Source organism: Pistricoccus aurantiacus (genome assembly GCF_007954585.1).
Classification (GTDB): Bacteria; Pseudomonadota; Gammaproteobacteria; order Pseudomonadales; family Halomonadaceae; genus Pistricoccus; species Pistricoccus aurantiacus.
Window position 1 is genome coordinate 1,930,726 of record NZ_CP042382.1, and the last position, 13,159, is coordinate 1,943,884.

Consider the following 13,159-nt stretch of genomic DNA (forward strand, 5'->3'; position numbering starts at 1 on the left):
CCTGGAGCGCTTTCACGTTCAATGTTCTCGATTCGCGTCGGTCTTTTGGCGCTTTGTTTTGTCTTCCCCGCCGTTTTTTACCTTCCTTTCTTGTTCGGCAATCTGGATCATGCTTCTGCCGCTTAGCACGCTGCGGTCATCCTCGACGCTGATATCGCTTGCCATGCGATGGGTGTCGTCGCTGCGCTTGATCAGTAACCAGTGTTTGCCGCTTCGTTGCTTGTTGTCTTTCAGGCGAACCAGGTGAACCGTACCGGCTTTCTCGGAGACCCGTTGGTTTGAGTCAGGCCACCTTCTTGGCTTGACTCTGTTGCTCATAGTACAGCGCTTCTCGCTCGGCCGGCGGCATGTTGCCGATCGGCTCCAGGAGTCGTCGATGGTTGAACCAGTCGACCCATTCCAGAGTGGCGAACTCAACGGCTTCCAGGTGCCGCCATGGCCCGCTTCGGCGAATTACCTCCGTCTTGAACAACCCTATCACCGTCTCGGCCAGCGCGTTGTCATATGAGTCGCCGACACGCCCGACAGACGGGGCGATGCCGGCGTCCTCCAAGCGCTCTGTGTATCGAATCGAGACATATTGAACGCCCCTATCGCTATGGTGGATCAAGTCGTTGCCAGGTCGCTGAGGACGTTCATGAAGCGCCTGCTCCAGCGCATCCAGCACCATGTCGGTGCGGGGTGAGCGGGAGACTCGCCAGCCGATGATCCGGCGAGCAAAGGCGTCGATGACGAAGGCGACATAGACGAAGCCCTGCCAGGTCGCGACATACGTAAAATCCGACACCCACAGTGCATTTGGCTGAGCCGGCTGAAACTGCCGCCGCACCAGGTCCGCTGGAGAGGCCTTGTTGGGATCGGGCACGGTCGTACGGACCGGCCTGCCTCTCACCACGCCTCGCAGCCCCATCCGGCGCATCAGGCGCTCGACGGTGCAACGAGCGGTGGGGATCGCTTCTCGATGCAATTGGCGCCAGACCTTGCGGATGCCGTAGACACCGAAGTTCTCGTCCCAGACATGCTGGATCTCGGCACTCAGCCAGCGATCACGCTGGATGCGGGGTGGCGCGCGATCAGGCTGGGCGTCACGGGCCTTGTGCTCGTAGTAGGTCGACGGGGCAATCGGCAGGACACGGCAGATCGGCTCGACCCCGTACGACTCCCGGTGATCATCGATGAACTCGATCATCACTTGCCGCGGCGCAGGCGGCCTGCCCGTCGCACTCCGCCTGGGCAAAATACGCGGAGGCCTTGCGGAGAATCTCGTTGGCCTGCTTTAACTCGCGGTTCTCGCGCTCCAGGGCCTTGATCCGCTCGCGTTCAGTAGGGGTCGCGCCTTCCCGACGTCCGGCATCACGTTCGGCCTGACGGACCCAACTACGCAGCGTCTCCGGTGTGCAGCCGATCTTGGGGGCAATGGCGCCGATGGCCGCCCATTGGGAGGGGTAGTCAGCCTCGTGGTCGAAGACCATGCGGACGGCCCGCTGACGGACCTCAGGTGCATATCGCTTGGAAGTGTTCATGGCTCCATCCTCTCAAGGTTTGGAGCCTCCGGGAATCCCGGCACGGTTCAAGGGTCCAGGCGCCCTTGAGCTTCTCGCCCTCGAGCACCAGGTCGATGCGATCGCGTTTTTCCTTGCCGGCAGGTTTCCATTCGCCCCGATCCCATAACATGACCGTACCGCCGCCGTAGGCTTCTTGAGGAATCACGCCCTCGAAGTCACCGTATTCCAACGGGTGATCTTCGACTTGGACTGCCAGCCGCCTTTCCCCCGACACCAAGCTCGGTCCCTTGGGCAAGGCCCAGCTCATCAACACCCCGTCTCGTTCGAGGCGCAGATCGAAATGCTCATGACTCGCCGCATGCTTGTGCATGACGTAGCGCCTCCCAGCGCCTAGCTGATGCCGATTCTTGCCGGCAGGTTCGGGAGTCCGCTCGAAATTTCGCTTACGCTGATAGCTATCAAGCTCTGACATGGTTGCACCTTTAAAACTACTGCAAATAAACATAGGTAAAGACACTATAAAAACATAGAGCAATGCGCTAAAGAGTTAAGTTTAAAAACAATGTTCTTTTAACTAAGGTCAAATATTAATCGTTTTTCATCTAAAGGTGTGGATATATTATTACCCAAGTTAATGATTTTACACAACTTGACAATGTAGCCGTTGCGCAATTATAGAAGTGGTATTAGATTCATATATGCCATGACAGAACATGGCTTGTTTTTACAGTAAAGAGTAAACGCTTTTCTCGTGGATAAGAAAAGCTTACCTCGATATTTACTCAAGGTAGAGAAGGAGTTTTACCATGGCTGAGCATCGTGGTGGTTCCGGTAATTTTGCAGAAGATCCCGAGCGCGCCTCCGAAGCCGGCAAGAAAGGCGGGGAGCATAGTAGCGGTAGCTTTGATAATGATCCGGAAAAGGCTTCTGAAGCCGGTAAGAAGGGCGGGCAGCATAGCGGAGGCAACTTCGCTAACGACCCTGAGAAGGCCTCCGAAGCCGGCAAGAAAGGGGGACGTAACAGTTAATCTTTGTTGTTAACGTTCGTTTTTTTCAGGAGTAAGATTGGCCAAGGACGGCTTTAAACAACGTTTTTTTAAGTTATGTTTCAAGGATGAAAACGCTACAAGGATGTAGCTTTAACAAGTTGTAATAAAAAACAATAATATGAAAAAGTATTGCTTATAGGGGGTTGGTCGTTCGGCTAGTTTTATCCTTTATGAAGGAGATGAAGCAATGTTTTATCATGCCAAGGAACTGCAATTTAATGCTCGTGTATCAGCACCTGACCCAAAGTTTGCAAGTTTGTTGCTAGAGCAGTTTGGTGGAGTAAATGGCGAGCTAAAAGCCGCCATGCAATATTTTGTACAAGCATTCTCGGTACGTCAGCCCTACCCCGAGCAATACGATATGCTAATGGATATAGCTACCGAAGAATTTAGCCATTTGGAAATCGTTGGCGCGACTATCCAAATGTTGCTAAATGGCGTAAACGGAGAGCTAAAGGATACATCAGAACAGTCGCAAATCATGCAGCTGGTGGGTGGGGGTAAAGGCGAAAAAGAAAGCATGATTCACGAGGCCTTGGTAAATCCCCAGTTTCTTTGTTTAAGCGGTGGGAGCCCTACGGTAACCAATAGCCAAGGTGTACCGTGGTCGGGCAGTTATGTTAATGCCAATGGTGATCCTACAGTAGACCTGCGTTCAAATATTGCTGCGGAATCAAGAGCGAAAATAGTCTATGAATACCTTATGCAGTTCACTAACGATTCAGCAGTTAAAGAAACATTAAATTTCCTTATGACCCGGGAAATCGCTCATTATCAAATGTTCGAGGCAGCTTTGAGCACGCTAGAGCCAAACTTCCCCCCAGGCGTCAAGCAAGGCGACCCTCGCTACAGTAATCTTTATTTCAATATGTCAAAAGGCGAGAAAGCTAAAGGGCCTTGGAATGAGGGCGTAAGCTCACAGTTCAAAGAGCCTTGGCAATATATCAACGAGCCGGGTGATATGGTTAAAGCTACTCAAGGTTTTTGGGACTTACAGGAAGAAAATGCAGCCAGGACAATGGAAGAAGCCGAAGAGGTCAGTAAGCAGGTAAGTAAAGAAAGAAGCGAGCATATCAAGAATTCGGTCCCTGATGGAAGCAATCAGTGGAGCCGTTATAGTTAAGCTGGAACTTAACTTATACTTCCGTGGAGTAATAGCACATGGAAACAGTGGAAAAGCATTTATTAGAATGGTTGCGTGATGCGCATGCCATGGAGCAACAAGCAGAACAAATGCTAAAGTCTCAAGCTAGCCGCATCGAGAATTACCCACAAATTAGACAGCGTATCGAGCAGCACCTGGACCAAACACGATCACAAAGTAAAAGAGTCGAAAGTTGTATTGAGCGTTACGATAAAAGCACTTCCTTTACTAAGGATGCCACGGGGAAAATGGCTGCAATGGCGCAAGCTGTTGGGGGTGTTTTTAGCAGTGACGAAATTGTTAAGGGTTGTATTGCAAGCTATGCTTTTGAGCATATGGAGATTGCTTCGTACAAAGCGCTTATCGCTACGGCTGAAAAAGTAGGCGATAGCGAGACAAAGCGTATATGTGAAGAAATACTAGCGGAAGAAGAGGCAATGGCAGCCTGGCTCGAACAACATGCTCCTCAAACTATTGATGAGTATTTCGAGCGGGATATGCATCCCCAAGAAAGTTCTAAACGGTAAACAAAAATTATAAAAAACGCTACGAAAGGAGTTTTATTATGAAAATTAAGGACGTGATGACCCAGCGGCCTGAATATCTGGATGCGGACGCTACGATACGTGAGGTCGCCGAACGTATGCGCCAGAATAACTCGGGCTTCGAGCCGCTTGTGCAAGATGACAAGATTATCGGCACCTTGACCGATCGCGATATCACCATCCAGGCGGTTGCCCAGGGTAAGGATTTGGACGAGAAAGCCAGCTCCATTGCAACCACGGAAGTGCTTTATACGTTTGAAGATGCCGATGTGAAAGATGCTTTAAAGAATATGCAGGAGCAGAAGGTTCAGCGTTTTGTGGTGCTCGACAATGAAAGTGACAAGAACCTGGTGGGCGTAGTGACCCTTGGGGATATCGCCAATCAGTGCCAAGACGACGATCTCACTAGGGAAATCGCCAATTGTAGTAAGCATTACTAAGAACATCCCCGTGCTGGGCGCTAAAGTACCAGCGCCAGCTTTTGGCCGATCAGTTACGTTGACCGATCGGCTTTTTTATGCACTTTTACCTTAAAGTTCACCACGCCCCAGCTTGCCCAAGAGCGGCAGGTCAATTTCTTCAAGGCGAATCATCTCGCCGCCGTGCTCGTCGATAAAGGCTTGCGCTTCGGCTTGTTCGGCGAAGGGTGCCAAGGTGTGGCCCATGGCGCCACGCTGGCCGTGGCCGACCACGTACCAGGCATCCACGGCGCGAATAAAGGCGTCGTCCGAGGGGGAGGCCCAGGGCGTCTGTCCCATGTCGTGAACGTAGGCGTGACTTAGCTGCGTCTGGTTTTCCGGCTGCTGCAGGAAGGTGAAAAGCTCCAGGGTGGAGCAGAACTTGAGTGCCTGGGCGTTGCCCTTCAGGAAGGCTTCGCCCTTGGGGCCGGGGAACTGGACGATGGTCATGCCGCAGACATGGCAGGTGTCTTCCGCGACGATGGGTTCCGGCGCCGCCAGGGCGGTGGGCTCGGCGGTGTCGTCGCAGCCCAGGAGAAAAAAGCCGAGCAGGGCGATGCAGCACCAGGCAAGCAGAGAAAAGCGACGCATAAGGGTCTCCCGATAAAGGATCAAACGGAGCGGCGGCGAAATTTCAGCAACGCCAGGCCCAGGGGAACGACGATCCAGCCTACCAGCAGCAAGAGCAGCCAGCCGGGCTGAAAGGCGCTTTCCTTGGCCAGTGCCGTCAGGCCGGAATAGGCCTGGGCGGCTTCCAGCCCCGCCAGGTTGATCAGGCGAAAACAGTCCGTGGGGTTGAGCAGCAGCAGGTAGGGCAGCCAGTCGCCGCCCTGGGTCGCGCCGACCAGCAGCGCGAGCAGGGCCAGGTCGAACACCAGCACGAACAGGAACCAGACGATCAGTGCCAGGCCGCCGGCCCGAGCCTTTTCGCTGACCCAGACGCTGATCAGATAAGCAAAGGCAATGAAGACCCAGCCCAGCAGAATACTGCTCAGGATCAGCAGACCCAGACTGCTGACCAGCTCCATTGGATCGACCTCGGCGGCGCCGATAAAGATGGCGACACCTGCAATGCCAAATCCAAGAAGCGTCGCCACGCCGAGAATCAGCCCGTGGCCAAGAAACTTGCCCAGCAGCAGTGCCGAGCGACTGAGCGGATAGGTCATCAATAAAAGCAACGTGCCGGCTTCCTGCTCGCCGACGATAGCGTCATAGGCCAACAGGAGCGCGATCAAAGGAATCAGAAACACCGCCAGGGTGGAAAGGCTGACCACGGTGGTGGCCAGCGACGTGAAACCGATTCCGCCGCTGGCGGCGGCGCCGAAGTAGGCGATACCCACCGCCATGATCGCCAGCACCAGGGCAATGGCCAGCACCCAGCGGTTGCGCAGGCCGTCCCGAAATTCCTTGCCGGCAACGGTCAGGATAGCGCTCATGACTGGTCTCCTGCTGGCAGGGTCGTGCCGGAATGAGTATCGGAAAGCGTGGCGGAAAAATGCGTGTAGAGATGTTCCAATGTCGGCGGTAGCAATTCGATATCTTCCACTTCCGGCGTTTGGGAAAGCCGCCGCAGTACTGTCATCTTGTGCGCCGGCGAGATACGAAATTCTTGAGCATGACCATTCAAGCCGGATGGCGTACCTTCCGCTTCAGGTACGCTCGGCGCCCGGGCGGTCCAATCCCCCTTGACGCGAATGGTCAGCGGCAGCGCCGCCTGTTGGCGTAACTCGTCGATACTGCCCAGGGCCAGGCGTCGTCCGGCGCCGAGAATCAGGGCGCGGTCGATGTAAGGCTCGACCCCCGGCAGCACGTGGGAGGAGAGCAGCACCGTGCAGCCGCGCGCTCTCAAGGCTTCGATCGTGGTGTAGAAGTCTCGGGTGGCGGCCGGGTCGAGGCCGGTGGTGGGCTCGTCGAGCAGCAGAAGCTGCGGTTCACCCAGCAGCGCCTGAGCAAGACCGAGGCGCTGGCGCATGCCTTTGGAGTAGGTCTTGACCCGACGATTCGCCGCCGCGCCCAGGCCGACCTGCTCCAGCAGCCCGTCGATCTGGCGGCGATCCGTCCGCTTGAGCCGGGCGAAGTAATCCAGCACCTCGCGGCCGCTGAGCTGTTCGTAGAAGCCGACGTTTTCCGGCAGAAAGCCCAGCCGGTGACGAAGCTGGCTGGCCTCCGCGTTTTGGGGCGAGCTGCCGAAGACGCGAACTTCGCCTTCGCTGGGAACGATCAGGCCGAGAATCAGTTTCATCGCCGTGGTCTTGCCGGCGCCGTTGTGCCCGAGCAGCGCCAGCACTTCTCCCGGCGGTACCTGGAGATCGAGCGCATCCAGGCTCTTGCTGTCACCGTAGCGCTTGGTCACCCGATCGAACGCGATCACTGGCGTCATGCCGAATTCTCCTTGGCGGTGGGATCGATCATCAACGGGGCCTGGTCAGTGATGCCTTCCGAGCGGAAGACCGGGAATTGCCGCTGCACCCAGCGCAGCGCCAGTACCGCCGGACTGTGCATCAAGAGGCGCGCTGCCGGAAAGCGCCACAGCAGCCGGTCCATGGCGTCGTTGGGTTCATAGGGGGTATCGCCGATGGCGTCGTTGTCCAGATCCCAGCCGAGATAGTCGCTCCAGTAATTGCCGCGACCCTCCTGGGACCACTGCTGGGTGCGGGTGGCAACGTACTTGACCTGCTGACGGTTGTCGACGAAGGCGTTGCCCAGCACGACGTTATCCTCCGAGCCGGCGGTCAGGTGAATACCGATATCGCTCTCGGCGAAGCGGTTGTCGAGGAATTCGTTGAACTGGGAGTTGTAGACGAAAATGGCCTTGCCGTCGCCGCCGGTGATCTTGCCCTCGCCCCGGGCGTTCACCGGCTGGCGCACGCCTTCAATACGATTGCCTGCCAGCCTGGAGCCGGTGATGTTGTTCATCAAGATGCCGTAGTTTTCGTCGTTGACAGAGCGGTTGTCCAGCACCGTCAGGCGCTTGGACTGCATCAGCGCGTAGCCGGTACGGGTATCAAAGGTCAGGTTGCCTTCCAGATGATTGTCATAGGCATACATGTAGTGGATACCGTAGCGAAGCTCATGAAGTTCGTTACGGTTCAGAAAGCTCTGGCTGCTGTTGTCGATGTAGATACCGTCCCGGGTACGGGCGATATCGTTGCCTTCAACCCGCACGTTGCGCACGTTGAACAGATGAACGCCGTTGCCGCGATCCTGAGAGCGTACCGAGGTATCGCCGCGGATGACGTTGTCGATGACCCGGACATTCTTGACCGCGTCCAGCCAGATACCGAAGCCCGGGCCTTCGAGACGATTGTCGCGAATCACGCTGTCGCTGGCACTCTCGGTGACGAAGATGCCGGCATCCAGCTCGGTGAGATTCTTGCCCCAGTTGACGATTTCCAGGCCTTGAAGCGTCACCTTTGGCGCATCGACGGTAACTGCGTGGCCTTGGCCCTGGCCGTCGATTACTGCCTGGTCATCGCCGCGAATGTCCAGGGGATGAGTGATAGTGATGGATCCAATATAACGCCCGGGGGCAAGGATCAGACGATCCCCGGGATCGGTGCGCTCGATCTGAGCCTGCAATGGCTCATTGGAGCTGGCTCGATACTCCGCCGCCCAGCCTGGGATAAAAAAGGTAAGGAGTAGAAGGCTTAAAACACAGTAGCGCATGGCGTTCCTGAGCCAATGAAGTGAAAGGCCGGAGCATGCTCCGGCCTATTTCTCTTTATGCGGGCTCGACCAGCATCCGCCCCACCATCTCCATATGCATCGCGTGGCAGAACCAGTTGCAGTAGTACCAGTGCACCCCGGGCTTGTCTGCGGTGAAGGTCACGCTGGAAGTCTGCTGCGGCGAGATTTCCATGGCGACGCCATGGTTGACCATGCAGAAGCCGTGAGTCAAATCCTCGATCTGGTCCAGGTTGGTGACAGTCACGGTGACCTCGTCGCCCTGCTTGACCTTGAACTCGGTCAGGTTGTACTGCGGCGCCACCGAGGTCATGTAGACTCGCACCTGGTTGCCGTCGCGGATGACCTTGTTATCCATCATCAGGTCGATGCCGTCGGCCTTGGCCCGCTCGCGGGTCTCGGCGAAGAACGGATCCTCGCGATCCCACAGCTTGCGCGGGCTGAGCTGATCGGCACGCAGCAGGATGCAGTCGTGAGGCTCGGCGAAAGCGGGACCGTCGTGAACGAGCTTCATTTCCTCGCCGGAGATATCGATCAACTGATCGTTCTCCGGGCGCAATGGACCCACCGGCAGGAAGCGGTCCTTGGAGAACTTGGACAGCACCACCAGCCACTTGCCGTCTGCGTCTCTGGTCTCTGTCAGGCTGGCGTGGTTATGGCCCGGCTGATAGTGCACGTCGATCTTCTGGCGCAGATAGTTGACGTCCTCGCCGTTGTAGCTCTTGATGGCGTCCTCGATGTTCCACTTGGCCACCTGGCTGTCGATGAACAGCGTGGTATAGGCGTTGCCGCGACCGTCGAAGGTGGTGTGCAGCGGCCCCAGGCCCAGTTCCGGCTCGCCGACCACCGCGTCCCGGGGCTCGATCTTGTCGGCGAACACGTCCGGCAGCTTGTCGATGGCGATAACCGAACAGGTGGGAGAAAGCTTGCCGTTGGCGATGAAGTACTTGCCATCCGGCGAGGTGTTCAGGCCGTGGGGGTTCTTGGGCACGGGAACATAGCGGGTCAGCTTGGAGCCATGGCGACCGTCTACCACCGGCACCTTGGAATCCCCCAGGGTCTCGTAGTCGCCGGCTTCCACCGCCTTCTCGATGGCTTCCACGTCGAACACCGTTACCCAGTCCCGCTCCTCGCGCATGGTATCCGCCAGGGTGATGCCTTTTTCCGAGTTGTAGCAGGTGGAGGCGACGAAACGGCCGGTGTAGTCCGCGTCCGTGTTGTCCAGGTTGCCGTCGACGATCACCTGCCAGGCGACCTCCATGCTCTCCGCATCCAGGGCGTTGAACATGGTGTAGTGGTTCTTGGTGTCCTCCATGTTGCTGCCATCGTTGGGATGGGGAATGAAGTATTCCGCGTTGGCGAACACGTACTTGGTATGCGGCACCTTCTGCAGACGCAGACCGTGGATGGCCTGAACGTTCGGAATAACGGTGATCTTGTCCGTCTTCATGATGTCCAGACGAATACGCGCTACCCGGGTATTCGCCTTGTCGTTGATGAACAGATACTTGCCGTCGTAACGACCGTCGGTCATGGAGATATGGGGGTGGTGGGCGTCACCGTTAGGGTACTTGATCGACTCGCCGAGCACCGCCTTGGATTCATTGGTCAGCCCCCAGCCGGTGGCGCCGTCGATATTGAACACCGGAATGCGCATCAGCTCGCGCATGGAGGGCACGCCAAGAACGCGCACCTCGCCGGACTGGCCACCGCTCCAGAAACCGTAGTATTCGTCGAGTTCTCCCGGCGCGATGGTGACCTCACCGCTTTCGCTGGCCGCCCGGGCCTTCTGGCTTTGCAGAAGCGCCGCGGCGCTGCCGAAGCCGCCGGCCAGGCCCGCGCCGGCGACACCGGCCATGCTGGTATTACGCAGGAAGTGGCGACGACCGAGATCCTTGATTTCCTTGGGTTTATCGTTGCTCATGGGTTATTCCTCTTGGTGAGCGGGGATACGTTGCAGCGTGGCGCCCTGGGCGCCGGCTGTCGCGGGGTCAAAGGATTGAGGGCCTTTCCCGGAAACCCGAGCGGCCTTCTCGAAGCGCTTGCGCCGTTTGACCATGGGCGGGCAGCGCTGATCGTCCCAGTACAGGACCTGACAGTCCAGGCAGTAATGACACTCGTTGGCGTTGATGCGCCCGTCCGGATGAATGGCCTTGACCTCACATTCCTGGGCGCAGATCTGACACGGCGTGCCGCAGCTGCCGCGGTGGCGCTTGAGCCAGTCGAACAGCCTCAGCCGGGACGGAATCGCCAGGCCGGCCCCCAGCGGGCAGACATAGCGACAGTAGAACTTGTGATTGAACACCGAGATCACCACCAGGCCAAGGGCATAGAGCACAAAGGGCCAGTCTCGCTGGAAGCGCAGGGTGATGGCGGTCTTGAAGGGTTCCACCTCGGCAAGTTTCTCAGCGGAGCCCAAGGAATTCAAGGAGACGGCGAACAGCACCAGCAGGATGATGTACTTGATTGCCCAGAGCCGTTCGTGCACGCCGAAGGGAATCTCGATCTGCTTGACCTTGAGCTTGCGCGCCGCCTTGTTGACCAGATCCTGCAGGGCGCCGAAGGGACACAGCCAGCCGCAGTAGACGCCACGCCCCCAAAGCAGCAGGCTGACCGCGACGAATCCCCATAGGATAAACATCATCGGGTCGATCAGAAACGAGGTCCAACTGAAGTCGGTGATCAGCGAGTGGGTGAAGGTCAGGATGTTGACCACCGAGAGCTGAGCCAAAGCGTACCAGCCGATAAAGAACAGGGTGTAGCACAGAAAGCCGATACGCAGCGGAGTGAGAATGCGTGGATGGCGCACCAGCACGTCCTGGAACATCATTACCCCGGTGAGTACCAGAAGCCCTGCCCCGAGAACGGCGATCTGGAAAGCCTTGTCGTACCACACCTGTACCCAGATAGGCCTTTCCACCACCGGTTCCGGGCGCTCGACGTAGGCGTCCGGAATGCTGTAGTCCGCGCTGAAGCGGGTGAATTCCGTATCCAGCGGACCGGAAGCGCGGCGCACCAGCAGATCCAGCTGCCAGGGGCGGCCCGGGTCGAAGTTCGCCGCTTCGCGGATGATGAAGATATCCTTCTCCGTCATGCGCGGCATGCCGTCGAGGCTGAAGCTGCCCACTCGCTGATGATCCAGATCGTGGAAGGTGATGGTGCGACCGCCCTGAGTGATCTCGATGCGATCGAAGATGCCGCCGCGCACATAGCCGGAGCCCTTGAAGGAGTAGTCGCCGTTAGCCATTAGGGCAACGGCGTGTTCGCCGGGCTCGAGGCTCTCCATCAAGGCGTTATAGCGGGATTCTCCTAGCAGATTGCGACCGATGGTCGGCGCGTTGAGGTAAGTGTAATAAAGATCGATGAAGGTCTTGTCTTCAGGTTGCGGCGTGCCGCGCATGTAGTTTTCCGCTGCGGTGCCGACAAAAGCCTCGTCCACTTCCCCATGGGTAAGATGCAGATGACGAATGCTGCCGTCGCCGGTCAGGGTTTCCCAGTCCGCCTCGTTGAAGACGTCCTGCTTGACCGTGGCCGCGGGCTGGGCGGAAGGGTCTTCTATGATGCCGAGGCTCGCGGCGACCTGTCGGGCGGAGCGCATGATGGTGTCGTTGACCACGATCACCGTCACCGTGGCGCCGGAAATCGCATCCAGGTTGTCGCCGATCTTGGGGTTGTCCCTGACGCTGAAGTTGGTGTGGGCGCTGGCGAAATCCTGCAGTTTTTCCTCGGGAATGCCCACCAGCATGATAGGCTCGGAATGCTTGAGCACCTTTGCCAGGGTCAGCTGGCCCGTGGGATCGATACCCACCAGCATGTCGACCGGCTTGCCGGAATAGGCGGGAATCGGCGCGATGTCGGCGGTTTCGAACACATAGCCCAGCAGTTCCTCGCCGGCCATGACTTTTTGTACCGGCAGCTCGCCCTCCGCCTCGGTCAGGCGGTCAGCCTGGGGAAATCCCTGCCTGACCTGGTTCAGCAGGTCCTCCTCGACATGGCTGAACTCGAAGGCTTGAGCGGGCAGGGTCAGGCAAATCAAGAAGAATAGCGCAAATATCCTGGCAGCTAGCGAAGAAGAAAGAGCGGAGCGAGTCGTGGGGATCATGGCGAATCTTTTAAACCGAAGGTAGAAAAGCGAACAGTAAGATACATTCAAAATATATCTTTATAATAATAGATGGCTAACAGATGGCATTGACCCGCGTCAATAATTGGCGAATTTGATAAAGCCTGCCGTGAGGCAGGCTTGCAGGAAGGCTCGATTGGCCGGCGCCGCTTTCAGACCAGGCGTCCTTGAAAAGGGCTGCCGGCGACCGCCTGATTGGGTTCAGGGCTCCTGAGAGGAATAATAGGCCGCGAGATCGGCGATATCCTCGTCGGAAAGGTTTTGCGCCTGCGGGGTCATCATCGCGGCCATGCCGCCGCCGCGTTCACCGGCCTTGTAGGCTTTCAAGGAGCTTTCCAGGTACTGAGCAGATTGCCCCGCCAGATTGGGGTAGATGGGCGCCGTAGCCTTGCCGTCCTTGCCGTGGCAAGCCACGCATACCGCGATTTTTTTGGCACCGGCCTCTGCGTCTCCCGCTGCCTGGGCGGTGACGGCGAAGCTGGCGCAGCCGAGCAAGGCGATAGCAGTCACGATTTTTTTCATAGTCTTCCTCACAAATACTTTTTTATTGCCACATTAGAGACTTTTGCCAAAAAAGCCTAGGCTATTCATCGGCCCGTCACAAGAGATCATAACCGAAGGAGAGGAGCAAGCGCCATGTTACTTGATGTA

14 protein-coding genes and 1 other annotated feature are annotated in these 13,159 nt (G+C 57.3%); of the genes, 4 read left to right on the top strand and 10 right to left on the bottom strand.

Features of this window, described 5'->3' with window-relative positions; genetic code table 11:
- Nucleotides 1-18 precede the first annotated feature (18 nt).
- From FGL86_RS09290 to FGL86_RS09300, 3 genes are all read right to left on the bottom strand, one after another.
- Entirely contained in the window at nt 19-318 is a 300-nt protein-coding gene (locus FGL86_RS09290; RefSeq protein WP_147184299.1) for a hypothetical protein, read from the bottom strand.
- Nucleotides 284-1,523, bottom strand: a protein-coding gene (locus FGL86_RS09295; RefSeq protein ID WP_147184300.1) for an IS3 family transposase whose coding sequence is annotated in 2 segments (ribosomal slippage) — nt 284-1,204 and nt 1,206-1,523 — 1,239 coding nt in all. Because the reading frame shifts where the segments join, the coding sequence is not laid out codon by codon here. Before FGL86_RS09295 ends, FGL86_RS09290 begins: the two co-directional genes overlap by 35 nt.
- Nucleotides 1,115-1,245: a sequence feature (AL1L pseudoknot), on the bottom strand. (Overlaps the previous gene by 131 nt.)
- A complete protein-coding gene (locus tag FGL86_RS09300; protein WP_147184301.1) occupies nt 1,495-1,977 on the bottom strand; it encodes a DNA polymerase ligase N-terminal domain-containing protein in 483 nt (160 codons plus the stop codon). The genes FGL86_RS09295 and FGL86_RS09300 overlap by 29 nt, the downstream gene beginning before the upstream one ends.
- Before the next feature lie 334 nt (nt 1,978-2,311).
- On the opposite strand from FGL86_RS09300, the gene FGL86_RS09305 reads away from it, so the two are divergent.
- From FGL86_RS09305 to FGL86_RS09320, 4 genes are all read left to right on the top strand, one after another.
- Nucleotides 2,312-2,533 (top strand): con-10 family general stress protein, encoded by a 222-nt coding sequence (locus tag FGL86_RS09305; protein ID WP_147184302.1) that lies wholly within the window; start codon nt 2,312-2,314, stop codon nt 2,531-2,533.
- A gap of 208 nt (nt 2,534-2,741) precedes the next feature.
- Complete coding sequence (locus FGL86_RS09310) at nt 2,742-3,677, top strand: manganese catalase family protein (protein WP_147184303.1); 936 nt, start codon at nt 2,742-2,744, stop codon at nt 3,675-3,677.
- A 38-nt stretch (nt 3,678-3,715) separates the two neighbouring features.
- A complete protein-coding gene (locus FGL86_RS09315) occupies nt 3,716-4,225 on the top strand; it encodes a ferritin-like domain-containing protein (RefSeq protein ID WP_147184304.1) in 510 nt (169 codons plus the stop codon).
- Nucleotides 4,226-4,263: 38 nt separating this feature from the next.
- Nucleotides 4,264-4,683: a CBS domain-containing protein gene (locus FGL86_RS09320; protein ID WP_147184305.1), complete on the top strand. Its 420-nt coding sequence runs from the start codon at nt 4,264-4,266 to the stop codon at nt 4,681-4,683.
- A 90-nt stretch (nt 4,684-4,773) separates the two neighbouring features.
- Here the strand turns inward: FGL86_RS09320 and FGL86_RS09325 are convergent, their stop codons facing one another.
- The 7 genes from FGL86_RS09325 to FGL86_RS09355 form a co-directional block, all read right to left on the bottom strand.
- Nucleotides 4,774-5,292, bottom strand: coding sequence for a nitrous oxide reductase accessory protein NosL (locus FGL86_RS09325; RefSeq protein ID WP_147184306.1), 519 nt, complete (start codon nt 5,290-5,292; stop codon nt 4,774-4,776).
- A 20-nt stretch (nt 5,293-5,312) separates the two neighbouring features.
- A complete protein-coding gene (locus FGL86_RS09330) occupies nt 5,313-6,137 on the bottom strand; it encodes an ABC transporter permease (RefSeq protein ID WP_147184307.1) in 825 nt (274 codons plus the stop codon).
- Nucleotides 6,134-7,081, bottom strand: a complete 948-nt coding sequence (locus FGL86_RS09335) for an ABC transporter ATP-binding protein (protein WP_147184308.1) — start codon at nt 7,079-7,081, stop codon at nt 6,134-6,136. The genes FGL86_RS09330 and FGL86_RS09335 overlap by 4 nt, the downstream gene beginning before the upstream one ends.
- Nucleotides 7,078-8,367, bottom strand: coding sequence for a nitrous oxide reductase family maturation protein NosD (locus tag FGL86_RS09340; RefSeq protein WP_147184309.1), 1,290 nt, complete (start codon nt 8,365-8,367; stop codon nt 7,078-7,080). The genes FGL86_RS09335 and FGL86_RS09340 overlap by 4 nt, the downstream gene beginning before the upstream one ends.
- A gap of 55 nt (nt 8,368-8,422) precedes the next feature.
- Nucleotides 8,423-10,309 carry a TAT-dependent nitrous-oxide reductase gene (nosZ, locus tag FGL86_RS09345; RefSeq protein WP_147184310.1) on the bottom strand — a complete coding sequence of 629 codons (1,887 nt, stop codon included), beginning with the start codon at nt 10,307-10,309 and terminating at the stop codon, nt 8,423-8,425.
- Nucleotides 10,310-10,312: 3 nt separating this feature from the next.
- A complete protein-coding gene (gene nosR / locus FGL86_RS09350; RefSeq protein ID WP_147184311.1) occupies nt 10,313-12,487 on the bottom strand; it encodes a transcriptional regulator NosR in 2,175 nt (724 codons plus the stop codon).
- 222 nt (nt 12,488-12,709) lie between these two features.
- On the bottom strand, nt 12,710-13,030 hold the full coding sequence (locus tag FGL86_RS09355; RefSeq protein WP_147184312.1) for a c-type cytochrome: 321 nt from the start codon (nt 13,028-13,030) through the stop codon (nt 12,710-12,712).
- Nucleotides 13,031-13,159: the final 129 nt, after the last annotated feature.